The 24,351-nt window shown below is 72.2% G+C and carries 26 protein-coding genes; 14 read left to right on the top strand and 12 right to left on the bottom strand.

Features of this window, described 5'->3' with window-relative positions; genetic code table 11:
* The first annotated feature begins 27 nt into the window (after positions 1 to 27).
* The 6 genes from AC3ANR_RS07445 (at position 28) to AC3ANR_RS07420 (ending at position 4,374) form a co-directional block, all read left to right on the top strand.
* The gene (locus AC3ANR_RS07445; RefSeq protein ID WP_488291247.1) at positions 28 to 330 is read left to right on the top strand and encodes an integration host factor subunit beta; all 303 of its coding nucleotides are present in this window, start codon (positions 28 to 30) and stop codon (positions 328 to 330) included.
* Positions 331 to 369: 39 nt separating this feature from the next.
* The gene (locus tag AC3ANR_RS07440; RefSeq protein WP_488291246.1) at positions 370 to 648 is read left to right on the top strand and encodes a LapA family protein; all 279 of its coding nucleotides are present in this window, start codon (positions 370 to 372) and stop codon (positions 646 to 648) included.
* The gene (gene lapB / locus AC3ANR_RS07435) at positions 638 to 1,768 is read left to right on the top strand and encodes a lipopolysaccharide assembly protein LapB (RefSeq protein ID WP_488291245.1); all 1,131 of its coding nucleotides are present in this window, start codon (positions 638 to 640) and stop codon (positions 1,766 to 1,768) included. Before AC3ANR_RS07440 ends, lapB begins: the two co-directional genes overlap by 11 nt.
* A 67-nt stretch (positions 1,769 to 1,835) precedes the next feature.
* Entirely contained in the window at positions 1,836 to 2,768 is a 933-nt protein-coding gene (gene rfaE1, locus AC3ANR_RS07430; protein WP_488291244.1) for a D-glycero-beta-D-manno-heptose-7-phosphate kinase, read from the top strand.
* Positions 2,765 to 3,763, top strand: a complete 999-nt coding sequence (gene rfaD, locus AC3ANR_RS07425) for an ADP-glyceromanno-heptose 6-epimerase (RefSeq protein ID WP_488291243.1) — start codon at positions 2,765 to 2,767, stop codon at positions 3,761 to 3,763. The genes rfaE1 and rfaD overlap by 4 nt, the downstream gene beginning before the upstream one ends.
* Before the next feature lie 80 nt (positions 3,764 to 3,843).
* Entirely contained in the window at positions 3,844 to 4,374 is a 531-nt protein-coding gene (locus tag AC3ANR_RS07420; RefSeq protein WP_488291242.1) for a ComEA family DNA-binding protein, read from the top strand.
* 72 nt (positions 4,375 to 4,446) lie between these two features.
* Here the strand turns inward: AC3ANR_RS07420 and AC3ANR_RS07415 are convergent, their stop codons facing one another.
* The gene (locus AC3ANR_RS07415; protein ID WP_488291241.1) at positions 4,447 to 4,992 is read right to left on the bottom strand and encodes a DinB family protein; all 546 of its coding nucleotides are present in this window, start codon (positions 4,990 to 4,992) and stop codon (positions 4,447 to 4,449) included.
* A gap of 126 nt (positions 4,993 to 5,118) precedes the next feature.
* Here AC3ANR_RS07415 and AC3ANR_RS07410 point away from each other — a divergent pair, with 126 nt between their 5' ends.
* Both AC3ANR_RS07410 and AC3ANR_RS07405 read left to right on the top strand, forming a co-directional pair.
* Positions 5,119 to 5,628 carry a TRAP transporter small permease gene (locus AC3ANR_RS07410; protein ID WP_488291240.1) on the top strand — a complete coding sequence of 170 codons (510 nt, stop codon included), beginning with the start codon at positions 5,119 to 5,121 and terminating at the stop codon, positions 5,626 to 5,628.
* Positions 5,621 to 6,916, top strand: a complete 1,296-nt coding sequence (locus AC3ANR_RS07405; RefSeq protein ID WP_488291239.1) for a TRAP transporter large permease — start codon at positions 5,621 to 5,623, stop codon at positions 6,914 to 6,916. The genes AC3ANR_RS07410 and AC3ANR_RS07405 overlap by 8 nt, the downstream gene beginning before the upstream one ends.
* A 12-nt stretch (positions 6,917 to 6,928) precedes the next feature.
* Here AC3ANR_RS07405 and AC3ANR_RS07400 read toward each other — a convergent pair whose 3' ends face one another.
* On the bottom strand, positions 6,929 to 7,582 hold the full coding sequence (locus AC3ANR_RS07400) for an aspartate/glutamate racemase family protein (RefSeq protein WP_488291238.1): 654 nt from the start codon (positions 7,580 to 7,582) through the stop codon (positions 6,929 to 6,931).
* 110 nt (positions 7,583 to 7,692) lie between these two features.
* Here AC3ANR_RS07400 and AC3ANR_RS07395 point away from each other — a divergent pair, with 110 nt between their 5' ends.
* The gene (locus tag AC3ANR_RS07395) at positions 7,693 to 8,661 is read left to right on the top strand and encodes a TRAP transporter substrate-binding protein (protein ID WP_488291237.1); all 969 of its coding nucleotides are present in this window, start codon (positions 7,693 to 7,695) and stop codon (positions 8,659 to 8,661) included.
* Between the two features lie 58 nt (positions 8,662 to 8,719).
* On the opposite strand, the gene AC3ANR_RS07390 is transcribed toward AC3ANR_RS07395, so the two are convergent.
* Positions 8,720 to 9,610: a LysR family transcriptional regulator gene (locus AC3ANR_RS07390; protein WP_488291236.1), complete on the bottom strand. Its 891-nt coding sequence runs from the start codon at positions 9,608 to 9,610 to the stop codon at positions 8,720 to 8,722.
* Between the two features lie 129 nt (positions 9,611 to 9,739).
* On the opposite strand from AC3ANR_RS07390, the gene AC3ANR_RS07385 reads away from it, so the two are divergent.
* Positions 9,740 to 10,117 (top strand): cupin domain-containing protein, encoded by a 378-nt coding sequence (locus AC3ANR_RS07385; protein ID WP_488291235.1) that lies wholly within the window; start codon positions 9,740 to 9,742, stop codon positions 10,115 to 10,117.
* Positions 10,118 to 10,188: 71 nt separating this feature from the next.
* Here the strand turns inward: AC3ANR_RS07385 and AC3ANR_RS07380 are convergent, their stop codons facing one another.
* The 8 genes from AC3ANR_RS07380 to AC3ANR_RS07345 are packed head-to-tail and all read right to left on the bottom strand — an operon-like array spanning position 10,189 to position 19,743.
* Positions 10,189 to 11,250 carry an XdhC family protein gene (locus AC3ANR_RS07380; RefSeq protein WP_488291234.1) on the bottom strand — a complete coding sequence of 354 codons (1,062 nt, stop codon included), beginning with the start codon at positions 11,248 to 11,250 and terminating at the stop codon, positions 10,189 to 10,191.
* A 30-nt stretch (positions 11,251 to 11,280) separates the two neighbouring features.
* On the bottom strand, positions 11,281 to 13,362 hold the full coding sequence (locus tag AC3ANR_RS07375) for a TonB-dependent receptor family protein (RefSeq protein WP_488291233.1): 2,082 nt from the start codon (positions 13,360 to 13,362) through the stop codon (positions 11,281 to 11,283).
* The gene (locus AC3ANR_RS07370; protein ID WP_488291232.1) at positions 13,359 to 13,925 is read right to left on the bottom strand and encodes an SRPBCC family protein; all 567 of its coding nucleotides are present in this window, start codon (positions 13,923 to 13,925) and stop codon (positions 13,359 to 13,361) included. Before AC3ANR_RS07370 ends, AC3ANR_RS07375 begins: the two co-directional genes overlap by 4 nt.
* A gap of 14 nt (positions 13,926 to 13,939) precedes the next feature.
* Positions 13,940 to 15,118 carry a vWA domain-containing protein gene (locus tag AC3ANR_RS07365; RefSeq protein WP_488291231.1) on the bottom strand — a complete coding sequence of 393 codons (1,179 nt, stop codon included), beginning with the start codon at positions 15,116 to 15,118 and terminating at the stop codon, positions 13,940 to 13,942.
* Between the two features lie 18 nt (positions 15,119 to 15,136).
* Entirely contained in the window at positions 15,137 to 16,063 is a 927-nt protein-coding gene (locus AC3ANR_RS07360) for an AAA family ATPase (RefSeq protein WP_488291230.1), read from the bottom strand.
* A 10-nt stretch (positions 16,064 to 16,073) separates the two neighbouring features.
* Complete coding sequence (locus AC3ANR_RS07355; protein ID WP_488291229.1) at positions 16,074 to 16,865, bottom strand: FAD binding domain-containing protein; 792 nt, start codon at positions 16,863 to 16,865, stop codon at positions 16,074 to 16,076.
* A 22-nt stretch (positions 16,866 to 16,887) separates the two neighbouring features.
* Complete coding sequence (locus AC3ANR_RS07350) at positions 16,888 to 19,260, bottom strand: xanthine dehydrogenase family protein molybdopterin-binding subunit (RefSeq protein WP_488291228.1); 2,373 nt, start codon at positions 19,258 to 19,260, stop codon at positions 16,888 to 16,890.
* A gap of 12 nt (positions 19,261 to 19,272) precedes the next feature.
* Complete coding sequence (locus AC3ANR_RS07345; RefSeq protein WP_488291227.1) at positions 19,273 to 19,743, bottom strand: (2Fe-2S)-binding protein; 471 nt, start codon at positions 19,741 to 19,743, stop codon at positions 19,273 to 19,275.
* Between the two features lie 152 nt (positions 19,744 to 19,895).
* Here AC3ANR_RS07345 and AC3ANR_RS07340 point away from each other — a divergent pair, with 152 nt between their 5' ends.
* Positions 19,896 to 20,999, top strand: coding sequence for a helix-turn-helix domain-containing protein (locus AC3ANR_RS07340; protein WP_488291226.1), 1,104 nt, complete (start codon positions 19,896 to 19,898; stop codon positions 20,997 to 20,999).
* 7 nt (positions 21,000 to 21,006) lie between these two features.
* Here AC3ANR_RS07340 and AC3ANR_RS07335 read toward each other — a convergent pair whose 3' ends face one another.
* Complete coding sequence (locus tag AC3ANR_RS07335) at positions 21,007 to 21,759, bottom strand: TOBE domain-containing protein (protein ID WP_488291225.1); 753 nt, start codon at positions 21,757 to 21,759, stop codon at positions 21,007 to 21,009.
* 58 nt (positions 21,760 to 21,817) lie between these two features.
* On the opposite strand from AC3ANR_RS07335, the gene modA reads away from it, so the two are divergent.
* From modA to modC, 3 genes are read left to right on the top strand one after another with little or no spacing between them, the layout of a single operon-like run.
* A complete protein-coding gene (modA, locus tag AC3ANR_RS07330; protein WP_488291224.1) occupies positions 21,818 to 22,582 on the top strand; it encodes a molybdate ABC transporter substrate-binding protein in 765 nt (254 codons plus the stop codon).
* Positions 22,579 to 23,259, top strand: coding sequence for a molybdate ABC transporter permease subunit (gene modB, locus AC3ANR_RS07325; RefSeq protein ID WP_488291223.1), 681 nt, complete (start codon positions 22,579 to 22,581; stop codon positions 23,257 to 23,259). The genes modA and modB overlap by 4 nt, the downstream gene beginning before the upstream one ends.
* A complete protein-coding gene (modC, locus tag AC3ANR_RS07320; protein ID WP_488291222.1) occupies positions 23,256 to 24,347 on the top strand; it encodes a molybdenum ABC transporter ATP-binding protein in 1,092 nt (363 codons plus the stop codon). Before modB ends, modC begins: the two co-directional genes overlap by 4 nt.
* Positions 24,348 to 24,351: the final 4 nt, after the last annotated feature.

The raw sequence follows: 24,351 nt of genomic DNA, 5'->3' as shown, positions 1-24,351 counted from the left end.
CCCTGGCGGCACCCCTGTCCTTTGCGCATGACCCGTTCAGACCTCGTCGAGGAACTGGCCTCCCGCTTCGGCCAGCTCACCCATCGCGACGCCGAGTACGCCGTCAAGGCCATCCTCGACGCGATGGGCGATGCCCTGGTCCGCGGGCACCGCATCGAGATCCGCGGCTTCGGCAGCTTCTCGATCAACCGCCGGCCGCCCCGGCTGGGCCGCAATCCGCGGTCCGGCGAGAGCGTCCAGATCCCCGAAAAGCGCGTGCCGCACTTCAAGCCGGGCAAGGCCCTGCGCGAGGCGGTGGACAAGCGCACCGAGGAGATGGAGCGGGGCTGAGCCTGCCCAACCGTAGAATTGCTCCGACCGGGGAGCGCAATGAAATACTTCATGTGGCTGCTCAAGGCAGCCATTTTTTTTACCCTCTTCGCCTTCGCGCTGAACAACCAGCAGCCGGCCACCGTGCACTTTTTCTTCGGCACGTCGTGGAGCGGACCGCTGGTGCTCGTCGTGCTGGCGACGTTCGCCGCCGGCCTGGCGGTGGGCGCGCTGGGCATGGTGCCGCGCTGGTGGCGCCAGCGCTCGGCGGCGCAGCGCGGGCTGCCGCCGGCGGCAGTGCAGCCCGAGGCCGGCACGCCGGATTCGCATGGACTTTGACCTCAGCTGGGTCCTGTGGGGCCTGCCCATCGCCTTCGTGCTGGGATGGGTCGCCTCGCGGCTGGACCTGCACCAGCTGCGGGTCGAGAACCGCCAGGCGCCCAAGGCCTATTTCCGCGGCCTGAACTTCCTGCTCAACGAGCAGCAGGACCAGGCCATCGACGCCTTCATCGAGGCCGTGCGCAGCGACCCGGACACCTCGGAGCTGCACTTCGCGCTGGGCAACCTGTTCCGCCGCCGTGGCGAATACGAGCGCGCCGTGCGCGTGCACGAGCACCTGCTCTCGCGCGGCGACCTCAGCCGCGCCGAGCGCCATCGCGCGCAGCATGCGCTGGCCCTCGACTACCTCAAGGCCGGCCTGCTGGACCGCGCCGAGGAGGCGCTGCGCAAGCTGGAGGGCTCGGCGTACGAAGGCCAGGCGCTGCTGGCCCTGCTGGCCATCTACGAACGCTCGCGCGACTGGGCCCAGGCCGCCGAGGTGGCCGCCAAGCTCGAGCGCGCCGGCCAGGGCAACTTCAGCAGCCGCCGCGCGCACTACCTGTGCGAGCTGGCCGCGCCGGCCGCGGGCGCCGAAGCCGAGGGCCTGCTGCGCGACGCGATGGCGCTGGCGCCCACCGCGGCCCGCCCCGTGATCGAGCTGGCCGCGCTGCAGCGCAAGGCGGGCGATGCGCGGCAGGCCTTCGACACGCTCGTGCGGCTGGCCCAGGACTCCCCCGCCTCGATCCCGCTGCTGGCGCGCGCGCTGGCCCAGGATGCCGCCGCCGCCGGCCGCCAGGCCGAGGCCATGGCGCTGCTGCAGGCGAGCTACGAGCAGTCGCCCGCGCTCGACGTGCTGGAGGCGATCGTCGCGCTGCAGCCGCAGGCCCAGGCGAGCCAGTGGTACGCCCGCCACCTCGAGCGCGAGCCGTCCCTGGTCGCCGCCACCAAATGGCTCGCGACCGAGAAGCTCGAGCACGAGCAGCACCATCCCCAGGTGCAGCGGGCGCTGGAGCACGCGGCCCGGCCCCTGCTGCGCTACCGCTGCGCGGCCTGCGGCTTCGAGGCCAACCAGCACTTCTGGCAATGCCCCGGCTGCCAGGCCTGGGACAGCTACCCGCCGCGGCGCGTGGAAGAACTATGACGCCCCACGAAGCGGCCCGCGGCCTGCCGGGCGCCAGCACCCGAGGCCAGGCGCACAGGATCCAGCCATGAACAACCCAACGAAGTCACAACTCGCGCGGGCCCGCGTGCTCGTGGTCGGCGACGCGATGCTCGACCGCTACTGGCACGGCGCGGTCGAGCGCATCTCGCCCGAGGCGCCCGTTCCCGTCGTCAAGGTCAGCCGCGAGGAGGAACGCATTGGCGCCGCGGCCAACGTGGCGTACAACGTCACCACGCTGGGCGCGCAGGCCAGCTTCCTGGGCGTGGTCGGCGACGACGAGCCCGGCCACCGGCTCGAGACGCTGCTGCGCGAGACCGGCATCGCCACCCACCTCAAGCGTGACCCGGGCCTCAAGACCACGGTGAAGCTGCGCGTCATCGGCCGCCAACAACAGCTGCTGCGCATGGATTTCGAGAACGAGCCCGACCACGAAGTGCTGGCGCTGCAGACCGAGGCGTTCGCGCAGCTCGTGCCCGACCACGACGCCGTGCTGTTCTCCGACTACGGCAAGGGCGGCCTCGCCCACATCCCGGCGATGATCGCCCTGGCCCGCCGGCTGGGCAAGGTGGTGCTGGTCGATCCCAAGGGCTCCGACTACGCGCGCTACCGCGGGGCCTCGGTGATCACGCCCAACCGCGCCGAGCTGCAGGACGTGGTGGGCCGCTGGCACTCCGAGGACGAACTGCGCGCCAAGGCGCACGGCCTGCGCGAGCAGCTGGACCTGCAGGCGCTGCTGGTCACGCGCAGCGAGGAAGGCATGACGCTCTTCGACGCCCAGGGCGAGCTGCACGTGCAGGCGCAGGCGCGCGAGGTGTTCGACGTCACCGGCGCCGGCGACACCGTGATCGCGACGCTGGCCGCGATGGCCGCGGCCGGCCTGGGCCTGCGCGAGGCGGTCCCGATCGCCAACCGCGCCGGCGGCATCGTGGTGGGCAAGTTCGGCACCGCCACCGTTTCCTACGAGGAGCTGTTCGCATGACCCGTGTCGTCGTCACCGGAGCCGCCGGGTTCATCGGCAGCAACATCGTCAAGGGCCTCAACGCGCGCGGCATCGACGACATCATCGCCGTCGACGACCTCACGCAGGGCGACAAGTTCAGGAACCTGGCCGACCTGCGCATCGCCGACTACATCGACGCCGACCTGTTCTACGACGCGTTCGCCGACGGCCACTTCGGCGCCGTCGAGGCGGTCTTCCACGAAGGCGCCTGCAGCGACACGATGGAGAGCGACGGCAAGTACATGATGGACAACAACTACACGTTGTCCTGCGGCTTGTTCCACGCCTGTCAGGAGCGGGGGTCCCGGCTGCTGTACGCGTCGTCGGCGGCCACGTACGGAGGCTCGGCAAGCTTCACCGAGTCGCCCGAGTTCGAGCGGCCGCTGAACGTCTACGGCTGGTCCAAGCTGCTGTTCGACCAGCGCCTGCGGCGCGAGCTCGGCCCCGACTTCGCCGGCGCCGCGCACCAGGTGGTGGGCTTTCGCTACTTCAACGTCTACGGCCCGCGCGAGCAGCACAAGGGCCGGATGGCCAGCGTCGCGTTCCACCAGTTCAACCAGTTCCGCGAGCAGGGCAAGGTCAAGCTCTTCGGGGAGTACGGCGGCTACGGCCCGGGCCAGCAGGAGCGCGACTTCGTGTTCGTCGACGACGTGGTGGCCGTGAACCTCTGGTTCTTCGACCACGCCGACCGGCGCGGCATCTTCAACCTCGGCAGCGGCCGCGCGCAGCCCTTCAATGACGTCGCGACGGCGGTGGTCTCCGCGCTGACAGGCCGGGCCCACACCGCCGAGTCGGCGGCGGCGGCCGGGCTGCTGGAGTACATCCCCTTCCCGGATGCGTTGCGGGGCAAGTACCAATGCCACACGCAGGCCGACCTGGCCAGGCTGCGCGCCGCCGGTTGCGACCACGCCTTCGCCGACGTGCAGACCGGGGTCGCCCGCTACATGGCAGAGCTTGGCAAGGACGGGGCCTGAGGGGTTTCCCCGGCCCCGGTCAACCGGGCTCGCCGGCGGGCGTTGAGAAGGTCCCTGCCATCTTCCCAATGGAGACCCGCATGTTCAAGAAGATCCTGGCCGTCCTGGCCCTCCTGATGTCCGCCGCCGTCGCCATGGCCGCGGTCGACGTCAACAAGGCCTCCGAGGCCGAGCTCGACGGCGTCAAGGGCATCGGCCCCGGCACCAGCAAGCTCATCATCACCGAGCGCAAGAAGGGCGACTTCAAGAGCTGGGACGACTTCATCACCCGCGTCAAGGGCGTGGGCGAGAAGCGCGCCGAGCACCTGTCCGAAGCCGGCCTGACCGTCGGCGGCAGCTCCTACAAGCCGGCCACGGCCTCTGCAAAGAAGGACGAGAAGAAGGCCGACATGAAGGCCGATGCCAAGGCGGCCGACAAGAAGGCGGACGCCAAGGCCGACGCCAAGATGGACAAGGCGGAAGCCAAGGCCGACAAGAAGGAAGCCAAGGCCGAAGCGAAGGCCGAGAAGAAGGAAGCCAAGGCCGACGCCAAGGAAGCCAAGGCCGAGGCCAAGGCGGAGAAGAAGGAAACCGCCGCCGCGGCCAAGCCCGCCGCCAGCGCCAGGAAGTGAGCGTAGCGGCCCCCAGCCGCTTTCCGATCCCCCACGAAAGCCGGGCTCCGCCCGGCTTTCGTGCGTCCGGGCCTAGGGCATCGCGATCAGGTCGGTGACGCCGGGGTCCACGCCCGCCTGCATCAGCAGCGTGGTGACCTGGCCGCGATGGTGGGCCTGGTGGTTGAAGAAGTGCGTCAGCGCCTGCCAGGCGGGCTGCTCGCGTGCCACGCCTTTCGTGTTCGCGTAGCGGATCGTGCGTTCCGCCCAGCCTGCGGGCATCTCCAGCGTCCATGCCTCGATCGCCGCGTCCAGCGTGCGCCGGTCCGTGCGCAGGGCCTGCCAGTCGTGGTGCAGCACCGTCTCGTGCACGGCGCCTGCCGGCAGCGCCAGCAGCTCGGGCCGCAGCGCGGCAAAGGCCACGTCCTGCGCCGCGAACCGGCGCAGCCACAGCTTGTCGCCCCACACCAGGTGGTTCAGGGTGCCGTGGATGGAGCCGAAGAAGGCGCCGCGATCGCGCCGGCGCTCGGCATCCGGCAGTCGCTCGCAGGCGTCGTACAGCCGCTCGTTGAACCAGCGGTTGTAGCGCGCCAGGCGGCGGTAGTTCTCCAGGAACGCATCCTGCTTGTCGGTCTGCATGGACGCCATTGTCTCCAGGATGAAACAGCGGGCGGCAAGCGGCCGCCGCCCGGCCGGGCCTCGCGGACCCCTTGAGCGAGAATGCCGCGACCCGCGGCGCGCCGCGGACGGAGGACGGGGACTGTGATGCGACGCTTTCTGGACTTGCTTTACGACGCCGCCGCGTGGCTGGCGGCGCTCGCGATGGTGGGCGTGCTGCTGATGGTGCTGCTGTCCATCGTCAGCCGCCAGCTGAACTTCCACGTGCCGGGCACCGACGCCTACGCCGGCTATGCGATGGCGGCGGCCGGCTTCCTCGCGCTGGCGCACACCCTCAAGCGCAACGAGCACATCCGGGTGACCCTCATCCTCGGCCGGCTCACCGGCCGCGCCCGCCATGGCCTCGAGGTCTGGGCACTGACGGCGGCCGTGCTGCTGGCGGCCCTGTTCGCCTTCTTCTCGGTGCGGCTCGCGTACGTGTCCTGGGCGATCCACGACATCTCCACCAGCAACGACGCCACGCCGTTGTGGATCCCGCAGGTCGCCATGGCCCTGGGCACGCTGATCCTGCTGGTGGCCTTCATCGACGAGTGGGTGCTGGAGCTGCGCGGGCGGCGCCAGGCGACCGAGAGCCAGGAGGCCCTGCACAATGAATGACGTCGCCGTCACCACCCTGCTGATCGTCACCCTGTTCGCGCTGCTGGGCAGCGGCGTCTGGATCGGGCTCACGCTCGCCGGCGTGGCCTGGATCGGGATGCAGCTGTTCTCCTCGCGCCCCGCCGGCGACGCGATGGCCGTCACCGTCTGGGGCTCGGCATCGAGCTGGACCCTCACCGCGCTGCCCCTGTTCATCTGGATGGGCGAGATCCTGTTCCGCACCAAGCTGAGCGAGAGCATGTTCCGCGGGCTCGCGCCGTGGGTGAGCCGCCTGCCCGGGCGGCTGCTGCACACGAACGTGATCGGGTGCACCATCTTCGCCGCGGTGTCGGGCTCCTCGGCCGCCACGTGCGCGACGATCGGCAAGATGACGCTGCCCGAGCTGTCGCGGCGCGGCTACCCGGAAGACATCACCATCGGGTCGCTCGCCGGCGCCGGCACGCTGGGCCTGCTCATCCCGCCCTCGATCATCATGATCGTCTACGGCGTCTCCGCCGACGTCTCGATCGCCCGCCTGTTCGTGGCCGGCATCCTGCCGGGCATCCTGCTGGCGGGCCTGTTCTCCGGCTACCTGGCCGTCTGGTCGTCGATGCACCGCGACCGCGTGCCGCCGCCGGATGCGGTGATGACGCTGCGGCAGCGCCTGTTCGAGTCGCGCCACCTGATCCCGGTGGTGCTGCTGATCTCCGCCGTGCTCGGCTCCATCTACACCGGCGTCGCCACCGCCACGGAGGCGGCCGCCGTCGGCGTGGTCGGCTCGCTGCTGCTGTCGGCCGTGCAGCGCTCGCTCACCTGGGCGACCTTCCGCGAGTCGCTGCTCGGGGCGACGCGCCTGTACTGCATGATCGCGCTGATCCTCTCGGGCGCCGCGTTCCTGACGCTCGCCATGGGCTACATCGGACTGCCGCGGCACCTGGCCGAATTCGTCAACTCCATGGGGCTGACGCCGTTCGGGCTGATCATCGCGCTGGCGATCTTCTACATCGTCCTTGGCTGCTTCCTGGACGGCATCTCGATGGTGGTGCTGACGATCGGCGTCATCCTGCCGTCGGTGCAGGCCGCGGGCCTGGACCTCGTCTGGTTCGGCATCTTCATCGTGATCGTGGTCGAGATGGCGCAGATCACGCCGCCGGTGGGCTTCAACCTGTTCGTGCTGCAGGGGATGACGGGCAAGGAGATCACCTGGATCGCGCGCGTGACCATGCCGTTCTTCTTCCTGATGTGCGCGATGGTGCTGCTGCTCTGGTGGTTCCCGCAGATCGCGACCTGGCTGCCCTCGAAGATGTAGCCAGGGCCCCGCTCAGCCGGGGGCCAGCAACGGGTCGTCGAGCAGCGAGAACAGACGCAGTCCGCTGGCCCGAGCGGCGGCCTTCGCGTGCGGCGGCATGTTGGTGCATTCCAGCACCGCACAGCGCAGCCGGGGCTCGCGCGAGCGCAGCTGCACCGCGGCATTGACCACGTCGGCCTGCGCCGCCGCGACATCCATCAGCGGCTCGTTGCCCAGGATCGGGAGGGCGAAGGCACCCTTCGGATCCATGCCCTGCACCACCACGTCGGCAAGCCGGTCCTCGGGCACGCCCGCCGCGCGCAGGTGCTCGGGCCCGAGGTGCGCGGCACTGATCGTCAGCACCCCCACCCGCGCCTCCTGCGCCAGCAGCGCGGGCAACTGCAGCAGGCTGGACGTGACCACCGGCACCGGCGAGGCGGCCTGCAGATCGGCCTGCAGCAGGACCAGGAAGCCGCAGCTCGTGGTGATGGCGCGCACGCCCTCGTCCACCAGCAGTGCAGCGGCCTCGATGAACAGCGGCGCGAGCCCACCGGCCCGCAGGTCCTGAGCCGTCGTGACCACCTTGCGCGGCCACGCGCCTTCCACCACGGCGTGGACAACGGGCTGGCCGAAGGCCGCGGGGTGCCCGACGTCGCCAGGCAGGCGCGGGAACCGCGTGTCGAGCATCAGCACGCCGATCGGGTCCCTGCCCGCTTGGGGTAAGACCGCATCCGCTGGCGCGGGAATTGCTCGTATCCTGACCCGGTTCTTCACTACCCCATTCTCCCGGAGAGTCCATGAAACTCAAGTTCGCGCTCGGCGCCGCCGTGCTGGCCGTCTCCTCCCAGGCGATGGCCCAGGCGAAGTGGGACCTGCCCGCTGCCTACCCGGCCACCAACTTCCACACCGAGAACCTGGTGCAGTTCGCCGGCGACGTGGACAAGGCCACCGGCGGCAAGCTCAAGATCACGGTCCACCCGAACGCCACGCTGTTCAAGGCGCCGGAGATCAAGCGCGCCGTGCAGGGCGGCCAGGCCCAGATCGGCGAGATCCTGCTGGTGAACTTCCAGAACGAGTGGCAGGTCTACGGGGCGGACGGCATTCCCTTCCTGGCCGACAGCTACGACGCGTCGATGAAGCTGTACAAGGCGCAGAAGCCGTTCCTGGACAAGAAGCTCGGCGAGCAGGGAATGATGCTGCTGTACGCGGTGGCCTGGCCGCCGCAGGGCATCTACACCAAGCGCACCCTCAATTCGGCCGCCGACATGAAGGGCCTGAAGTGGCGCGCCTACAGCCCCGCCACGGCCCGGATCGCCGAACTCGTGGGCGCGCAGCCGGTCACCGTGCAGGCGGCCGAACTGTCGCAGGCCATGGCCACCGGCGTGGTCGACTCGTACATGTCGTCGGGCTCCACCGGCTACGACAGCAAGACCTACGAGCACATCAAGAACTGGTACGACACCCAGGCCTGGCTGCCCAAGAACGCGGTCATCGTCAACAAGGCGGCGTTCGGCGCGCTGGACAAGCCGACCCAGGACGCCCTGCTCAAGGCCGCCGCCGACGCGGAAGCGCGCGGCTGGGCGCTGAGCAAGAAGACCAACACCGAAGTGCTGGAGAAGCTCAAGGCCAGCGGCATGCAGATCCTGCAGCCGTCCGCGCAGCTGAAGGCCGACATGAAGAAGGTCGGCGACACCATGCTCAAGGAATGGCTGGACAAGGCCGGCCCCGAAGGCCAGCAGCTGGTGGACGCGTACCGCAAGATGTGAGCGCGCCCCCGCACTGCTGGAAGGCGCCCTGCGGGGCGCTTTTCTTTTTGCCGCCCGCTCAGCGCTGCCCGATCGCCAGCAGCGCATCCACCAGCACGCGCACGCGCTGCGGCACCAGGCGCGCCGCCGGGTAGACCAGCGAGACCGGCATCGGGGCGGGCCGGAAGCCGGGCAGCAGCTCCACCAGTTCCCCGCGCGCGAGCTCGTGCTCGACGAAGTAGTCGGGCACCTGCGCGAGGCCCAGGCCCATGCGCGCCGCCTCGACCAGCGCCTCGCCGTCGTTCAGGCGGATCGCCGACGGCGGATGCATGTCGACCGCCTCGCCCTTGCGGCGGAACTGCCAGGGCCGCGGCTTGCCGGTGGTGGGCATGCGGAACACGATGGCGTCGTGCCGGGCCAGCTGCTCCAGCCGCCGCGGCGTGCCGCGGGCCTGCAGGTAGGCCGGGCTCGCGACGAGCAGCAGCGTCTGGGTGGTGAACCGGCGCGCCACCAGGGTCGAGTCCTTCAGCTCGCCCACGCGCACCGCCAGGTCGATGCCCTCCTTCACCAGGTCGGCGTAGCCGTCCTCCAGCCGCACATCCACGGACAGGCCCGGATGCTCGCGCAGCAGGCGGGCCAGCACCGGCAGCACGACGCGGCGGCCGAAGACGATGGGCAGGTCGACCCGCAGCACCCCGGTCGGCGCGGCGCGCACGCCGGCGGCCTCGGCCCGCAGTTCATCGACTTCCTCGAGCAGCCGCTGGCAGCGCGCGAACAGGCGCTCGCCGTCGGGCGTGAGGCTCACCTGGCGCGTGGTGCGGTGGAACAGGCGCACGCCGAGGCTCGCCTCCAGCCGGCCGACGGCCTTGGCCAGCGTCGAGGGCGCGCTGCCGGTCTCGCGGGCGGCGGCGGCAAAGCTGCCGTGCTTGGCGGTGTCGGCGAAGGCCAGTAGCTGCTGCAGGCTGTTCATCGGATTGCCGACATTCTGCCGTCAATGTGACGACACTGCCGCCCCTTGTTCTGCCGTCCGCGGCGCCCGACACTGCGTGCACGTCCTGCGCAGGCGCCCATCCACTCCCAGCCATCGAAGGAAACCGACATGTACGTCATCGACCAGTCCCGTCCCGCCGACACGCCCATTCCCGGCGTGCGCCATGCCACCTGGGCCGGCACCCAGGAGGGCCTGCGCACGCTGAGCCTGTGGCACCAGTCCATGGACCCCGGCGCCGCGACGCCGCCGCACTCGCACGCCTGCGAGGAGATCGTGATGTGCGTCGCCGGCCGCGGCGAGGTGGAGATCGCGGGCCGGCGGCATTCGTTCAGCGCCGATCAGACCCTGGTGCTGCCGCCCAACGTGCTGCACCAGATCTTCAACACCGGCGACGAGCCGCTGGTGACCACCGCGGTGTTCGCCGCGACGCCCGTGCCGGTGGCGCTGCCCGACGGCAGCGAGCTGCCGCTGCCCTGGCGCACCTGAGCGGGCCGGCGCAAGAACACGCCCGCGTGTTCAAGCCCGCGCGTTCAAGCCCGCGTGTTCAGGCCGCGCGTTCAGCCCGGCGTGGCGCAGGCCATCGCGCCGGGATCGTTCTCCCGCTCCGCGCGCCGGTTCTTGGCCTCGGCCACGTCCATGTCGCGCGGCAGCGGCACGCCGTTCTTGACCGCGAGGATCTCGGCCATGACGCTGACCGCGATCTCCGGCGGCGTCTTGCTGCCGATGTAGATGCCGATCGGGCCACGCAGCCGCGCGAGCGATGCTGCGGTCTGGCCGAAGTGCTCGACCATGCGCTGGCGGCGCGCGTCGTTGTTGCGGCGGCTGCCGATGGCACCGACATAGAAGGCGTCGGTGCCCAGCGCCTCCAGCAGCGCCAGGTCGTCCAGCTTGGGATCGTGCGTCAGCGCCACGACGCAGCTGCGCCGGTCGGGGCGGAACGCCTGCACCACGTCGTCGGGCATGTCGGTCACCAGCGTCGCGCCGGCCACGTGGAAGGCGCCGCGGTACTCCTCGCGCGGGTCGCACACGGTGACGGCAAAGCCGCTGAACAGGGCCATGGTCGCCAGGTATTCGGTGAGCTGGCCGGCGCCGATGAGGAGCATGCGGTACTCGGGACCGAAGGTGTTGGCCATGCGGGTGTCGTCCACCGCCAGGTCCGAGGGCGTGTCCGCCGGCTCCTGCGACACCGCTCCGTCGGCCAGCCGCACGACGCGCCGCATCAGGCGTCCGGCCTCCAGCGCCTCGACCAGCTGCGCCAGCGCCGCCGCATCGGGGTCGTACTCCAGCAGGAGCTCCAGTGTGCCGCCGCACGGCAGCCCGAAGCGATGCGCCTCGTCGGCCGTGATGCCGTACTTGACGAACGCCGGCGGCCCGGAGGGGATCGTCTTCGCCTCGCCGCGGCCGGCATCGACCTGCGTGAAGCGAAAGATCAGGTCGTCCTCGATGCAGCCGCCCGAGACCGACCCGACCACCGATCCGTCTTCGGCCAGGGCCATGATGGAGCCCACCGGCCGCGGCGACGACCCCCAGGTGCGCACCACGGTCGCGAGCAGCGCGCGCTTGCCGGCCTGCCGCCAGTCGCGCAGCGTGCGCAGGACCAGGACGTCGAGGTTTTCCATCGTGCTTCCTTTCGCGTTCAGGACTCGCGCTCAGAACCGGTACGCCGCCGTCACGCCGGCCAGCCAGGTGCGCCCCGGGGCCGGCTCGAAGAAGCGCCGGTTGCCTTCGTTCACGATCACCGACCCAGCGTAGGCCGCATCCGCGAGGTTGTCGATGCGGACGAATTCATCGACCGTCCAGCGGCCGGCCTTCTGCTGCAGCGACACGCGCGCGCCCAGCGTGCGCGCCGCGCCCGCCGCATCGCTGTTGGCATCGTCCACGAAGATGCGGCCGAGGTAGCGCCACTCCAGCGCCGCCTGCAGGCCCCATGGCGCGTGCCCCCAGCCGAGCTCGGCGAACAGGCTGGTGCGCGGCACGCCCGGCAACCGGTTGCCCACCGGCACCGTCGCGCCGGAGGTGAAGCGGGCGTCGAGCACGGTGGCGGCGCCCTGGGCGAACCAGCCGCTGCCCCAGCGGGTGGCGCCGGCGAGCTCGACACCGCGCCGCCGGGTCGCGCCGGCGTTCTGGAACACGCTGCGCCCGCCGGTGTTCGACAGCACCGCGATCTCGTCGGCCGTGCGCGCCTCGAACAGCGCCACGTTCGCCCAGCTGCGGCCGGCGGCGTACTTGGCGCCGAGTTCCCACTGCCGGCTCGTGGCCGCCTTCAGCCCGACGTTCAGGCCGGGCAGGCCGCCCGGCCGGTAGGCAGCCTCGTTCAGGGTCGGCGTCTCGAACCCGCGGCCCGCGGCCGCATAGAGGTTGAGCGAATCACTGGCGTGGAACACGACGCCGGCCACCGGCGTGGTGGCGGCGAAGGCGGTCGAGCCGCTGTCGTCGCCGTTGCCGGCCACGACGAACCGGTCGCGCGAATCCATCGTCACCCGGGAGTGCCGCAGCCCGGCCAGCACGCTCCAGCGCGCCGACGCCTCCCACTGCAGCTGCGCGTACTGGTCGACGTTGCGCGCGCGGTTGACCTCGTCGCGGCGCAGCGCGCCCTGCACGCCCAGGGTGCTGCCGACGAAGTTGCGCCAACCGCGCCGGTCCTCGCGCACGCGGTCGGTCGACACGCCGGCCGTGACGACGGCGGGCCGGTCGAGCCAGCGGCTGCGATGCACCCAGCGTGCATCGAGCCCGTCGTACGCGCGGTCGAGATCGATCACGCCGCCGGGGTGGCTGGGCGCGGCCTGCACCGCGACCGGGATGGACTGGAACTGCACGGTGGACCGCCCGCCGCCGTACACCACGACCTGCACGTCGTCGTCCGCCGTGACGCGGTGGTCCAGCACCAGGCCGAGCTGCCGCTGGCGCACGCTCTTGCGGGTGTCGAACAGCAGCGCGGAGGGCGTGGCCCGCCGCGGATCGGCCGTGAACTCCGCGCGCGACAGGCCAAGCGGGTCCTGCGCCCGCGGCAGCTCGAGGCTGTTGCCCACCAGCGTGAGGTGCGTCGCGGCGCCGAGCGCCACCTTGACCTTGCCGTTGAACGTGGAGCGCTCGGCCGCGCTGTGCTCGCGCCAGCCGTCGGTGGAAAAACGCGTCGCGCTCAGCTGGTACGTCGCCGCCTGCAGCTGCCCCGACAGGCGCAGGTTGTGCCGCTGCACGCCCTCGCTGCCGAAGGCGGTGGAAGCCGTCGCGACGGTGTCGGGACCGCCGTCCTCCGTGAACACGCTGATCACGCCGCCGGAGGAGTTGCCGTACAGCGCCGAGAACGGCCCGCGCAGCACCTCGACGCGCGCGGCCGACGGCAGGTCGAAGTGCGACACCTGGCCCTGCCCGTCGGGCCCGCTGGCCGGCACGCCGTCGACGTACAGGCGCAGCCCGCGCACCCCGAAGGTGGAGCGGCCGCCGAACCCGCGCGAGGAGATCTGCAGGTCCTGCGCGTAGTTCTGGCGGTTCTGCGCCACCAGCCCCGGCACGCGCGCCAGCGTCTCCGAGAGGTTGACCTGCGCCTGCCCCTGTCGCAGTACCGCCGCGTCGATGACGTCGACCGACGCGGGCGTGTCGAACACGCGCAGCGCCGTGCCGCGATTGACGGTCACGCTGACGGGCGGCAGGGTGGCCGTCTCCGGCGGCGCGACGCCCTGCGCCCCGGCCGCGCCGGTGAGGCAGGCGAGCAACGCCGCAGGCGCCCTCATCGCCGTAGCCACAGGAGGACGCCCGCCGCCACGACCGCGATGGCGATCCAGACCCACATGGGAATGGCCGGCGCGGCCGGCGCAGCGGCCGGCACCGGTGCCGGCGCGGCGGCGGCCGGGTAGCGGCGCGCCATCTCGGCCTCGAAGCGCTTGAAGAAGTCCTCGGCCATCGAGCGCGCCACGCCGTCGATCAGCCGCTGGCCGACCTGCGCGATCTTGCCGCCGACCTGCGCGTGCACGGTGTAGCCGAGCTCGCAGCCACCCGCGTTGGGCGCGAGCTGCACCTTGGCCGTGCCCTTGCCGAATCCGGCGGCGCCGCCCTGGCCGTCGAAGGTGAGCGTGTAGCTCTGGGGCGGTTGCACGTCCGACAGCGTGATGCGGCCGGCGAACTTGGCCGCGACCGGGCCGACCTTGACCGCCATCGCCACGCTGAAGCGATCGTCGCCCGTGCGCTCGACCTTCTCGCAGCCGGGGATGCAGGCCTGCAGCACCTGCGGATCGTTCAGCGCGTCCCAGGCTTGCTGCTGCGTCACGGCCAGCTGGCGGGTTCCCTGCATCTCCATCGTCGTCGTTCCTTTTATCGCTTCATGACGGCGGCGATGGCCGCCGCCAGTTCCTCGAGCCGGGCGAGGTTGTGGACCGCCAGCATGCCATGCGCGCGCCGGTGCAGCACCGCCGCGCCGCGCGCCAGCGGCTGGTAGCCGTCGAAGCGCAGCAGCGGGTTGAGCCACAGCAGGCGCCGGCTGTGCAGGCGCAGCCAGTCGAGCTCGGCGGCCAGCTGGGCCGGCTCGCCCGTGTCCAGCCCGTCGGTGATCAGCAGCACCAGGGTGCGGCCCCCCACCAACCGGCGCCCGTGCGCGCGGCGCAGCGTGGCGAGCGACTCGCCCAGGCGGGTGCCGCCGGCAAAATCGTCGATCGCCCGCCCCGCGGCCGCGAGCATGTCGTCGGTGTCGGCCAGCCGGAAGGCCGGCGTGAGGTCGGTGAGGTGCGTGCCGAACGCGAACACGTCGCGGCGCAGCCCGCGGGTGGCCGCATGCAGGAAGGCGAGCAGCAGGCGGGCGTAGCGCTCCATCGAGCCGGAGACGTCGACCAGCACCAGCAGCGGCAGGCGCGCGCGGCGGCGGCGCCGCTCGACCAGCCGCACGATCTCGCCGCCGCTGCGGCCCGCCTCTCGCAGCGTGCGCGTCCAGTGCGGCCGCGCGCCCCGCCCGCCGGCCAGGGTGCGGCGGGTCGCGATCGCCGGCACCGCCAGCGAGATCGTGCGCGCGAGCCGCTCGACGAGCCGGTATTCCGCCGCGCCCAGCGCATTGAAGTCGGCGTGGCGCAGGCGGTCCTGCTCGCTGGCGGTCATCGCCGCGTCGAGGTCGACGCGGTCGTCCTCGCGCTGCCGGCTCGCCTGCGCGGGCGACTGCGCCGGCGCCAGCGCCTCGCGCACCCGGGGGCGCTTGCGATCCGCCTCGGCCGGCGTGACCGCGCCCGGCAGCATCTGCGCCAGCAGCTTGGCGGCCACGTCCGGGTCACGGAAGAACGCGTCGAAGAGCTCGGCGAACACCGCCCGGTCCTGCGCCCGGCTCACCAGCGTGGCCTCGAGCGCGGCGGCCAGGTCGGCCCGCGCGCCCACTCCGACGGCCAGGGCCGCCTCGCCGGCCAGCGCGATGCGGGCGCTGTCGACCTGCACGCCCGCCCGGCGCAGGGCGCGGCCGAACGCCGCCAGGTTGTCGGCCAGCTTGCCGGTGCGCGCGTCGCCCAGTTGCATGGCCGCGTCCCGCCGCGCTCAGGCGGCCGCCGGCTTGAGCAGTTCGCCCGCCAGCTCGCGCGACAGCGCCGCCACGTCCTCGCGCTGCTTGAACAGGATGCCGGCGGTGTCGGTGACGATCTCCGGATCGAGCGCCAGCGTGTCCAGCGCCACCAGCGCCCGCGCCCACTCGACGCTCTCGGCGATGCCCGGCGCGCGCTGGAACGCGTCGGCGAACGGCTGCGAACGCAGCCGGCCCACGAAGTCGGCCACCTGGCGGGCCAGCGCTTCCGACAGGCCCGGCACGCGGGCCTGCACGATGGCCAGCTCGCGCTCGCGGTCCGGGTAGTCGAGCCAGTGGTACAGGCAGCGGCGCTTGACGGCGTCGTGCAACTCACGCGTGCGGTTGCTGGTGAGGATGGTCACCGGCGTGGCCACCGCGCGCACCGTGCCGATCTCGGGGATGCTGACCTGGTACTCGCCCAGGTACTCGAGCAGGAAGGCCTCGAACGGTTCGTCGGCGCGGTCCACCTCGTCCACCAGCAGCACGGCCCCCGGCGCCGGCGCCTGCAGCGCCTGCAGCAGCGGGCGGCGGATCAGGTAGCGCGGCTGGTACACCTCGCGCTCGACCTCGTCGGCGGACTCGCGCCCCTCCACGGCCCGCATGTGCAGCAGCTGCGCGGCGTAGTTCCATTCGTAGAGCGCGTCGCGGTGCTCCAGGCCGTCGTAGCACTGCAGCCGCAGCAGCTCGCGCTGCAGCGCCTGGGCCAGCGCCTTGGCCAGCTCGGTCTTGCCGACGCCCGGCTCGCCCTCGAGCAGCAACGGCCGCTGCAGCTTCAGGGCGAGGAACACCGCGGTGGCGAGCCGCCGGTCGGCGAAGTAGCCGGCCGCCTGCAGCGCCTGCAGCAGCGCATCGATGGTGGAGGGGATCACGGCGAAAGGATAGCGCCCGCCCTGCTCCTGCATGGCGACGGCATCAGGCGAGCGCCTTGGCCACCGCGCGCTGCGTCATCACGCCGATCAGGTTGGCGCGGTAGGCCGCCGTGGCGTGCAGGTCGCTCGACAGCTCGTCGGCCGACACCGGCACGCCGGCCGCGGCCTCGGGCGTGAAGCTGCGCGTCAGGGCCTGCTCCAGCCCCGGGTGCCGGAAGACGCCGTTGCCGCCGCCGGTCACCGCGACCCGGGCGCCCTGGTCGGTCTGCGCGACGAAGACACCGATCAGCGCGAAGCGCGAGGCGGGCTGCCGGAACTTCATGTACGCGGCCCGCCTGGGGATCGGGTAGCTGATCGCGGTGATCAGTTCGCCCTCCTCCAGCGCGGTGGAGAACAGGCCGGTGAAGAAATCGGCCGCGGCGATCTTGCGCTTGGTGGTCTGCACGGTCGCGTCCAGCGCCAGCACCGCCGCCGGATAGCAGGCCGCCGGGTCGTTGTTCGCGACGGAGCCGCCCATGGTGCCCAGGTTGCGCACCTGGCGGTCGCCGATGTGCGCGGCCAGGTCGGCCAGCGCCGGGATGGAGGCCTTGACCTCGGCGTTGGCCGCCACCTCGGCGTGGCGGGCCATCGCGCCGATCACGAGGTTGTTGCCCTCGCGGCGCACGCCGGCGAGGTCGGCGATGCCGCCCAGGTCGACCAGCGTCTCCGGATTGGCCAGGCGCAGCTTCATCGACGCGAGCAGCGTCTGTCCGCCGGCCAGCGGCTTGCCGCCGGCGCCCAGCAGGCGGGCCGCGTCGGCCATGGTGGCGGGGCGTTCGAAGGTGAATGCGTACATGGTGGTCTCCTTGGCTCCCGGCTCAGGCGCGGGCGCGCTCGATGGCCTGCCACACGCGGTCGGGCGTGGCGGGCATGTCCAGGTCCTGCACGCCCAGGTCGTGCAGGGCGTCCAGGACCGCGTTGATCACCGCCGGCGGCGAGCCGATGGCGCCGGCCTCGCCGCACCCCTTGGTGCCCAGCGGGTTGTGCGTGCAGGGCGTGCACACGGTGCCGAGCTGGAAGCGCGGAATGTCGTTGGCGCGCGGCATGGCGTAGTCCATGAAGCTGCCGGTGAGCAGCTGGCCGGATTCGCGGTCGTACACGCACTGCTCCATCAGCGCCTGGCCGATGCCCTGCGCCAGGCCGCCGTGCACCTGCCCCTCGACGATCATCGGGTTGATGATCGTGCCGAAGTCGTCCACCGCGGTGAAGCGGTCGATGCGCACCACCCCGGTGGCCGGATCCACCTCGACTTCACAGATGTACGTGCCGGCGGGGAACGTGAAGTTGGTCGGGTCGTAGAAGGCCGTCTCGTCCAGACCCGGTTCGAGCTTGTCCAGCGGATAGTTGTGCGGCACGTAGGCCGTGAGGGCCACCTGCGCGAACGGGATCTTCTTGTCCGTTCCCTTGACCTTGAACTCGCCGCCGGCGAACTCGATGTCGGCGTCGCTCGCCTCCATCAGGTGGGCCGCGATCTTCTTGGCCTTGGCCTCGATCTTGTCCAGCGCCTTCATGATCGCCGCGCCGCCGACGCTGATGGAGCGCGAGCCGTAGGTGCCCATGCCGAACGGCACCCGGCCGGTGTCGCCGTGCACCACGTCGACGTTCTCCACCGGGATGCCCAGCCGGGCCGCGACGACCTGCGCGAACGTGGTCTCGTGGCCCTGGCCGTGGCTGTGCGAGCCGGTGAACACCGTCACGCTGCCGGTCGGGTGGACCCGGATCTCGCCGCATTCGAACAGGCCCGCGCGCGCGCCCAGCGCGCCGGCGATGTTGGACGGCGCGATGCCGCAGGCCTCGATGTAGCTGCTGTAGCCGATCCCGCGCTTCATGCCGCGGGCCTCGCTCTCCTTGCGGCGCGAGGCGAAGCCGCCGACCTCGGCGAGCTTCTGCGCCTGGTCCATGCACGCGCCGTAGTCGCCCGTGTCGTACTGCAGCGCGACCGGCGTCTGGTACGGAAAGCTGGTGATGAAGTTGCGCCGGCGGATCTCGTCCTGGCCGATGCCCAGCTCCCAGCCGCAGCGGCTGACCAGCCGCTCGAGCATGTAGGTGGCCTCGGGCCGGCCGGCGCCGCGGTAGGCGTCCACCGGCGTGGTGTTGGTGAACCAGGCATCCACCTCGACGTGGATCTGCGGCGTGGTGTACTGGCCCGCCAGCAGCGTCGCGTACAGGATGGTCGGGATCGCGGTGGAGAAGGTCGACAGGTAGGCGCCGAGGTTGGCGTCGGTGTGCACGCGCAGCGCCAGGAACTTGCCGTCCTTGTCCATCGCCATCTCGGCGCGCGTGGCGTGGTCGCGCCCGTGCGCGTCGGTGAGGAAGGACTCGCTGCGCTCGGCCGTCCACTTCACCGCGCAGTTGAGCTGGCGCGCGGCCCAGGTCACGGCCACGTCCTCGGCGTACAGGAAGATCTTGGAGCCGAAGCCGCCGCCGACGTCGGGGGCGATCACGCGCACCTTGTGCTCGGGCAGGCCGAGCACGAACGCGGTCATCAGCAGCCGCTCGACGTGCGGGTTCTGGTTGGACACGTACAGCGTGTAGTCGTCGGTCGCGCGGTTGTAGGCGCCGATGGCCGAGCGCGGCTCGATCGCGTTGGGCACCAGCCGGTTGTTGGTGAGCGTGAGTGTCGTCACGTGCGCCGCCTTGGCGAACGCCGCGTCGACCTGCGCCTTGTCGCCGATCGCCCACTTGTAGCAATGATTGTCCGGAGCCGCCTCGTGCAGCGCCGGGCCGTTCTTCGCATCGCGCACGTCGACCACCGCCGCCAGCGGCTCGTAGTCGACCTCCACCGCCTCGGCCGCGTCCTTGGCCTGCTGCAGCGTGTCGGCGACGACCATCGCGACCTGGTCGCCCACGTAGCGCACCTTGCCCAGCGCCAGCACCGGATGCGGCGGCTCCTTCATCGGCGTGCCGTCGGTGCTGGTGATCAGCCAGCCGCACGGCAGGCCGTTGACCTTGCCCTCCATGTCCTTGCCGGTGAACACGCGGCGCACGCCCGGCATCGCCTCGGCGCGGCTGGTGTCGATGCCCTTGATCACCGCATGCGCGTGCGGCGAGCGCACGAACACGGCGCAGCGCTGGTTGGCCAGCTGGATGTCGTCGGTGTACTGGCCGGCGCCGGTGAGGTAACGCTGGTCTTCCTTGCGCCGCAGGGACTCGCCGATGTGCGGCAGGTTGGCGAAATCGGAGGCACCCATGTCGCTTCTCCTTCAGGCCGCGGCCGTGGCGGCCATGCCCTGCTGCACGGCCTTGACGATGTTCTGGTAGCCCGTGCAGCGGCAGATGTTGCCTTCGAGCTGCTCGCGGATCTCGGCCTCGTCGGCGTTGGGGTGCCGCTTGCACAGGTCCACCGCGCTCATCACCATGCCGGGCGTGCAGAAGCCGCACTGCAGGCCGTGGCACTCCTTGAAGGCCGCCTGCATCGGGTGCAGCGTGCCGTCGGCATTCGCGAGCCCCTCGATGGTGGTGATCTCCGCGCCCTGGTGCTGGGCCGCGAGCGTGTTGCACGACTTGATCGCGCGCCCGTTGACCAGGACGGTGCAGGCGCCGCACTGGGCGGTGTCGCAACCCACGTGCGTGCCGGTGAGCCGCAGCGTCTCGCGCAGCGCCGTGACCAGCAGGGTGTTGGGCGGAACGTCGATGCGCTCGGCCCGTCCATTGACCTTGAATTCAACCTGCATCGCGAGTCTCCTTGCATGGATGGCCGAACGATTCTTGGGGCCGCCCCAACGGGTCTTCCTAGGCGAAACCCTGATGGCCCCGGGAGGCTGGCGGGAAATTCTCAAAATGGAACAATGGGCCTTCCGCACCGCATGACGCACTGTCGAGCACGATGAGCGCCCTCACCGCCGAGCACCGCCTGCAGCAGATCGAGCACGCGCGCCGCGCCGTGATGCAGGAGGGCCGCGCCGGCGCGGATGTGCACGCCGGCGGCTGGTCGGCGCCGGCCTGGATCGAGCGCTCCTGGCGCCGCTGCCTCGCGCAGGGGCAGCGTCCCGACCAGCGCGTGGCGTTCGATGTCATTCCCGTCCAGGCGCGCCGGCGCACGGAAGAGGCCAACGAGGCCCTGCTCTCGGCGGCCCGTCCGGTGCTCGAGCGCCTGGGGCGGGCCATCGCCCACAGCCGCTACTTCGCGGTGCTGACCGACGCCCAGGGCATCGTGGTCGGCGTCGACGGCCCGATCGACCGCAGCGACCCGCGCGCGCACCTGATCACGCGCATCGGCGTCGATCTCTCCGAGCAGGCCGTCGGCACCACGGCCATCGGCGCCGCGCTGCGCGAGTTGCATCCCGTGTGGCTGCACCGCGGCGAGCACTTCTTCCGCGACACCAGCGCCTACAGCTGCGCAGGCGCACCGGTGTTCGGGCCCGACGGGCGCTGCGCCGGCATGCTGGACCTGACGGGCATCGATGCGCCCGAGCGGCCCGAGCTGCAGCACCTGGCGGCGCAGTCGGCGCGCAGCATCGAGAACGCCATGGCGCTCGCGCTGCCGCATGCGCTGCTGCTGCGGCTGAACTGGCCGGGGCGCGCCTTCGCCGACGACCACGACGGCCTGCTCGGGCTGGATGCCGACGGCTGGGTGACGGCGGCCAACCCGGTCGCGCGCCAGATGCTGGCGCCGCTCGCCCCCTCGCAGCGCGTGCACGCCAGCGAGTTGTTCGCCATGCCGTGGGAGCGCCTGTTCGACGCGGTGCGGCGCGAGGCGCCCGGCGAGGTGCCGCTGTGGTCCGGGCTCACGCTGCAGGTGCTGGCGCAGCAGCCCGGCCAGGCGATGCAGCCGCGCCCGGCCGCGCCGGACCACCGGCTGCCCCTGCGCGACCTGGAAGCCGAACTGATCCGCAGCGCGGTGCAGGACGCGCGCGGCAACGTGATGGCGGCGGCCAAGCGGCTGGGCATCAGCCGCGCCACGGTCTACCGCAAGCTGCGGTCGCGCTGAACGCGGCTCAACCCGCCAGGGCGAGCACCACCGCGGCCTCGTCGAAGCGCAGCACGACCGCACTGCCCGACCGCAGGCCGCTGCCCGGCGCGGCGAAGCCGACCAGCGCCACGCCCTCGCCCGCCTGCACGCCGACCTCGTCGCCGGCGTCCCCGCGCGAGACGCGCGTCGCCTTGCCGGCCAGCAGGTTCGTGCTCCGCGCCGCCTTCGCGCCGGCCGCCCGCTCCACCCGCACGGCCGTGGCCTTGCACAGCGCCAGCACCTCCAGCCCCGGGGCCAGGCCGAGCAGCTCGGCGCTCTCGGCCGTGATGCGCGAGGCGAGCACGCCGCCGTGCGGCAGGGCGAGCTCGACCCGCACCAGCGGGCCGTGCGCCTGCACCGACTGCACGACGCAGGGCACCTGGTTGCGCATGCTGGTGCGCAGCGCCAGCGCGGCCGTTGCCGGGCCCCCGCGCGCCCATCCGGCCAGCACCTGCTCGCGCGAGCGCGCCATGGCCTGCGCGGCCGCGAGCAGTCGCGTCGCATCGCGCGTGAGGCGGGCCCCGCCACCGCCGGCGCCGCCGACGGCCCGCTCGACCAGCGGCACGCCGGCGAGGTTGGACAGCATGTCCAGCGCCTGCCACGCGGCCTTGTAGCTCACGCCGGCGTCGCGCGCGGCCTGCGAGATCGAGCCGCATTCGCCCACCCGCCGCAGGATCTCCAGGCGCTTGTCCGTCGCTTCGTGGCCGAGCGCACCGGCCAGCCGCAGTCGTCTTGGCATGGCCGGATTGTGCCGTCGCCGCTACACTGGCCGCTATTCCGAACAGGAATAGCGCTCCATGCATCGCCCGGTTGCCATCTTCGTCGTCACCCTGATCGCCGCATTCGCCGCCGCCAGCGCCCAGGCGGCGGACGTGAGCGTCGCCGTGGCCGCGAACTTCGCGGCCCCGATGCAGCAGATCGCCGACGCCTTCCGGCGTGACACCGGGCACCGCGCCGTGGTGTCGATCGGCTCGACGGGCCGGTTCGAGGCGCAGGTGCGCCACGGCGCGCCGTTCCAGGTGCTGCTGTCGGCCGACGAGGCCACGCCCGCCCGGCTCGAGCGCGACGGGCTCGCGGTCGCGGGCACGCGCTTCACCTATGCCACCGGGCGGCTGGCGCTGTGGAGCGCGAAGGCAGGCGTGGTGGACGACCGGGGCGCGGTGCTGCAGGACCCCGGCGGCCGCAAGCTGGCGATCGCCGACCCGCGGCTGGCGCCCTATGGCGCCGCGGCCGTCGAGACGCTGCGCGCGCTGGGCGTGCTGGGGCGCTGGCAGCCGCACCTGGTGCAGGCCGACAACATCGGCCAGGCCTTCCAGTTCACCGCCAGCGGCAACGCGCCGCTGGGCTTCGTCGCCCTGTCGCAGGTGCTGGCGGACGGCCGCATCCGGACAGGCTCGGCCTGGGTCGTGCCGCAGCAACTGCATGCGCCGCTGCGCCAGGACGCGGTGCTGCTCGCGCGCGGCCGGGACCAGCCGGCGGCGATCGCCCTGCTCGCCTACCTGCGCGGCGACGCGGCACGCGCGGTCATCCGCGCCCATGGCTACGAGGTGGGCGCGTCGTGAGCCTGACCGGCGACGATCTCGGCGCGATCGTGCTCACGCTGGAGCTGGCCACGGTCACGACCGTGCTGCTCCTGCTGCTGGCCACGCCGCTTGCCTGGTGGCTCGCCCGCAGCCGCTCGCGCTGGACGGCGCTGGTCGGCGCGGTCGCGACGTTGCCGCTGGTGCTGCCGCCGACCGTGCTGGGCTTCTACCTGCTGGTGGCGTTCGGTCCCCACGGGCCGCTGGGGCAGCTCACGCAGGCCCTCGGCCTGGGGCTGCTGCCCTTCACCTTTCCCGGGCTGGTTGTGGCTTCGGTGGCCTACTCGCTGCCCTTTGCCGTCCAGCCGCTGCAGCACGCCTTCGAAGCCATCGGCGCCCGCCCGCTCGAGGCCGCGGCCACCCTGCGCGCGTCGCCGCTCGATGCGTTCTTCACGGTCGCCTTGCCGCTGGCGCGCCCCGGACTGGCGACGGCGGGGATCCTGGCCTTCGCGCACACGGTCGGGGAGTTCGGCGTCGTGCTGATGATCGGCGGCAACATCCCCGGCCAGACGCGCGTGGTGTCCACGCAGATCTACGGGCACGTCGAGGCGCTGCAGTACGGCCAGGCGCACGCGCTGGCGGCGGCGATGGTGGTCTTCTCGCTGGCCGTGCTGCTGGCGGTCCACCGGCTGCGGCGCGCGGAGCCGCGCGCGTGGTGAACGACGACGCCGCCCACCGCATCGCGCTCTCGCTCGAGCGGCCGGGCTTTCACCTCGCGCTCGACCTGGCGCTGCCGCCGCGGGGCATCACCGTGCTGTACGGTCCGTCGGGCTCCGGCAAGACGACGGTGTTGCGGTGCGTGGCCGGCCTCGAGCGCGCGCGCGGCCAGGTGCGCATCGGCGGGCACGACTGGCAGGACGACGCGCGTGGCGTGTTCCTGCCGGCATGGCGGCGCCCGGTGGGCTATGTCTTCCAGGACGCCGCCCTCTTTCCGCACCTGGACGTGCGCGGCAACCTGCAGTTCGCGCGCCGGCGTGCGGCCGCGGGCGGCGCGCCGATCGACCTGCCGGCGCTGATCGAGCTGCTGGGCATCGGGCATTTGCTGGACAGGCCCACGCGCGACCTGTCCGGCGGCGAGCGCCAGCGCGTGGCCATCGCCCGCGCGCTCGCCACGCGGCCCGGGCTGCTGCTGCTCGACGAGCCGCTCGCCTCGCTCGATGCGGCGCGGCGGCGCGACGTGCTGCCGTGGCTGGAGCAGCTGCGCGACGATCTGCGCATCCCGATGCTGTACGTCACCCACTCCGGCGACGAACTCGCGCGGCTGGCGGACCACGTGGTGCTGCTGGCCGGCGGCCAAGTCAGCGCCGCTGGGCCGGCAGCCGACCTGCAGGCCCGCCTGGACCTGCCGCTCGCCCACGGCGGCGAGGCCGGCAGCGTCCTGCCGGGCACGATCGCGGCGCTGGACGAGCGCTGGCACCTCGCGCAGGTGGCGCTCGCGGGCGGGTCGCTGTGGGTGCGCGACCAGCACCTGCCGGTCGGGCATCGCGCGCGCGTGCGGGTGCTCGCACGCGACGTGAGCATCGCGCGCTCGGAGCCGGTCCCGGGCGCCAGCAGCATCCAGAACGTGCTGCCCGCGCGCGTGCTGGCGATCGCCGGCGACGACCATCCGTCGCAAGTGCTCGTGCGGCTCGATTGCGGCGGCGCGCCGCTGCTCGCGCGCATCACCGCGCGCGCGGCCGACCAGCTGCAGCTGGCGGCGGGGCTGCCCGTGTGGGCGCAGGTGAAATCGGCCGCGCTCGTGGAGTGAGCGC

Source organism: Ramlibacter sp. JJN2-2R (genome assembly GCF_057747835.1).
The sequence above is the reverse complement of the archived record's forward strand: the minus strand, read 5'-3'. Positions and strand labels throughout refer to the sequence as shown.

Coding starts and splice junctions, on each gene's coding strand:
- AC3ANR_RS07390 (WP_488291236.1), bottom strand. CDS start 9,610: ATGAACAGCCTGCAGCAGCTACTGGCCTTCGCCGACACCGCCAAGCAC.
- AC3ANR_RS07350 (WP_488291228.1), bottom strand. CDS start 19,260: ATGGGTGCCTCCGATTTCGCCAACCTGCCGCACATCGGCGAGTCCCTG.
- AC3ANR_RS07335 (WP_488291225.1), bottom strand. CDS start 21,759: ATGCCAAGACGACTGCGGCTGGCCGGTGCGCTCGGCCACGAAGCGACG.
- AC3ANR_RS07365 (WP_488291231.1), bottom strand. CDS start 15,118: ATGCAACTGGGCGACGCGCGCACCGGCAAGCTGGCCGACAACCTGGCG.
- AC3ANR_RS07345 (WP_488291227.1), bottom strand. CDS start 19,743: ATGCAGGTTGAATTCAAGGTCAATGGACGGGCCGAGCGCATCGACGTT.
- AC3ANR_RS07410 (WP_488291240.1), top strand. CDS start 5,119: ATGCGACGCTTTCTGGACTTGCTTTACGACGCCGCCGCGTGGCTGGCG.
- AC3ANR_RS07355 (WP_488291229.1), bottom strand. CDS start 16,865: ATGTACGCATTCACCTTCGAACGCCCCGCCACCATGGCCGACGCGGCC.
- AC3ANR_RS07445 (WP_488291247.1), top strand. CDS start 28: ATGACCCGTTCAGACCTCGTCGAGGAACTGGCCTCCCGCTTCGGCCAG.
- lapB (WP_488291245.1), top strand. CDS start 638: ATGGACTTTGACCTCAGCTGGGTCCTGTGGGGCCTGCCCATCGCCTTC.
- rfaE1 (WP_488291244.1), top strand. CDS start 1,836: ATGAACAACCCAACGAAGTCACAACTCGCGCGGGCCCGCGTGCTCGTG.
- rfaD (WP_488291243.1), top strand. CDS start 2,765: ATGACCCGTGTCGTCGTCACCGGAGCCGCCGGGTTCATCGGCAGCAAC.
- AC3ANR_RS07375 (WP_488291233.1), bottom strand. CDS start 13,362: ATGAGGGCGCCTGCGGCGTTGCTCGCCTGCCTCACCGGCGCGGCCGGG.
- AC3ANR_RS07385 (WP_488291235.1), top strand. CDS start 9,740: ATGTACGTCATCGACCAGTCCCGTCCCGCCGACACGCCCATTCCCGGC.
- AC3ANR_RS07395 (WP_488291237.1), top strand. CDS start 7,693: ATGAAACTCAAGTTCGCGCTCGGCGCCGCCGTGCTGGCCGTCTCCTCC.
- AC3ANR_RS07420 (WP_488291242.1), top strand. CDS start 3,844: ATGTTCAAGAAGATCCTGGCCGTCCTGGCCCTCCTGATGTCCGCCGCC.
- AC3ANR_RS07415 (WP_488291241.1), bottom strand. CDS start 4,992: ATGCAGACCGACAAGCAGGATGCGTTCCTGGAGAACTACCGCCGCCTG.
- AC3ANR_RS07405 (WP_488291239.1), top strand. CDS start 5,621: ATGAATGACGTCGCCGTCACCACCCTGCTGATCGTCACCCTGTTCGCG.
- AC3ANR_RS07440 (WP_488291246.1), top strand. CDS start 370: ATGAAATACTTCATGTGGCTGCTCAAGGCAGCCATTTTTTTTACCCTC.
- AC3ANR_RS07340 (WP_488291226.1), top strand. CDS start 19,896: ATGAGCGCCCTCACCGCCGAGCACCGCCTGCAGCAGATCGAGCACGCG.
- AC3ANR_RS07360 (WP_488291230.1), bottom strand. CDS start 16,063: ATGCAGGAGCAGGGCGGGCGCTATCCTTTCGCCGTGATCCCCTCCACC.
- AC3ANR_RS07370 (WP_488291232.1), bottom strand. CDS start 13,925: ATGGAGATGCAGGGAACCCGCCAGCTGGCCGTGACGCAGCAGCAAGCC.
- AC3ANR_RS07380 (WP_488291234.1), bottom strand. CDS start 11,250: ATGGAAAACCTCGACGTCCTGGTCCTGCGCACGCTGCGCGACTGGCGG.
- modA (WP_488291224.1), top strand. CDS start 21,818: ATGCATCGCCCGGTTGCCATCTTCGTCGTCACCCTGATCGCCGCATTC.
- AC3ANR_RS07400 (WP_488291238.1), bottom strand. CDS start 7,582: ATGCTCGACACGCGGTTCCCGCGCCTGCCTGGCGACGTCGGGCACCCC.